Raw genomic sequence first — 1,489 nt, 5'->3', positions numbered from 1 at the left:
ATAATCCCTTTGGCACCTCCACCCAGAACAAAAGCAATTAAAAGCAGCGTTACAAGATGAGGAACACTGAGAAACAAGTCAGTCAGCCAACTCACAAGTCGATTGACGGTTTTTCCCATAACAGCTGCCGAAAGCCCCATAATCCCCGCTATGATAACGCTTGAAGCTCCTGCGACAACTCCAACTTGCAGGCTAAGCGCCAGTCCTTTGATCGTGCGCGTTAACATATCTCTACCTAACCAATCCGTCCCAAAAGGATGCGCAATAGATGGCGCGAAATTCCGCTGAGCCAAGCTGGTAGACAAGCCCGAGGAGTCCATCCATACAGACATAGCGAAAATGGTAAGTAAAACAAGTAAAGCAGCAAGCGAAGTTAACCCGAGCTTGTGACGGTAATGAAGCCTTGGATATCCCACTCTAATTCTGTTGATAAAAGGCTTCATGGCTTCCCACCTTCTTTCATTCTGGGATCAATCAGGCGATAACTAATATCAGCCATAGCATTCCCTGAGTAAACGAACACAGCGCTGAACAAAACAATGCCTAACAAAAGTGGAACATCACCTCGGAGTCCAGCCTCCACAGCCGCTTGCCCGAGCCCCGGATACGAAAAGACCTGCTCAGCAAGAACCGCTCCGCCAAATAGCTCACTGAATGAAGCAAATTGCAATGTGATTGCGGGGAGGGCCACATTCCGAATCCCATGTCTCCAAAAAATCTGGAAGCCCCGCTCCCCTCTTGCTCTAGCAAATAGCCAATAGTCTTTGTTGGTAACATCAATTAGTTTTTCTCGTGTATGCAGAGCAATTGCCGCAACGCCGGTTACACTGAGCGTCAGTGCTGGCAGCAGCATATGACGGATGCGATCGAGCAGGTTGACTTCATCTGAAGTAACCCCGGCAGGAACAGCTAGACCGACAGGCAGCCATCCCAGCCATACCGCAAAAACGAGCATAAACAGCAAACCAATCCAAAAGGTAGGTGTCGAGGATAACGTATAGCAGTACCAACGGATAAGTCGATCGATCCAGGTATTGCGATTCATAGCAGCTAGAACACCAGAAATAAATCCGATAAGACCAGAAAGTACCCAAGCAGTCCCCATGAGAGCAAGAGAAGCAGCAAATCGTTCGCCAATCACCTCAAGCACCGGTCTTCTGTAAATCATTGAAGTTCCTAAATCACCGCTTGCCACAGCACCCAGCCAATTCCAATATCGTGTTATCGGCGGTTCATTCAGTCCCCAGTATTGCACGATAATTTCTCTCTGTTCAGCACTTACCTTCATCATATCGGCACCAACATAAGCCTGAACGGGGTCAATGGGTGAGAAGTGAATTAGCATAAAAGAAACTGCGCTCACAGCAAGCAAAAGCAGGATTAATCCTAGTCCTTTTCGCAAAAGGAGGGGGGCCAGAATTCGACTTACACTTGCCAAGTTAGTGGATTCACGCTTTATGACTTCCATTGCCATTCCTCAATGTTATCC

General features: G+C 47.8%; 1 protein-coding gene and 1 pseudogene. Both read right to left on the bottom strand.

Annotation, left to right across the window (positions count from 1 at the left end; all coding sequences use genetic code 11):
* A pseudogene (locus AC1DUA_RS37245) lies at window positions 1–443 on the bottom strand (ABC transporter permease); the annotation flags it as partial.
* The gene (locus AC1DUA_RS37240; RefSeq protein WP_477504511.1) at window positions 440–1,474 is read right to left on the bottom strand and encodes an ABC transporter permease; all 1,035 of its coding nucleotides are present in this window, start codon (window positions 1,472–1,474) and stop codon (window positions 440–442) included. The pseudogene AC1DUA_RS37245 and the gene AC1DUA_RS37240, both read right to left, overlap by 4 nt.
* Between the last annotated feature and the right edge of the window lie 15 nt (window positions 1,475–1,489).

The organism is Paenibacillus sp. 01T422, from assembly GCF_056398785.1.
The sequence above is the reverse complement of the archived record's forward strand: the minus strand, read 5'-3'. Positions and strand labels throughout refer to the sequence as shown.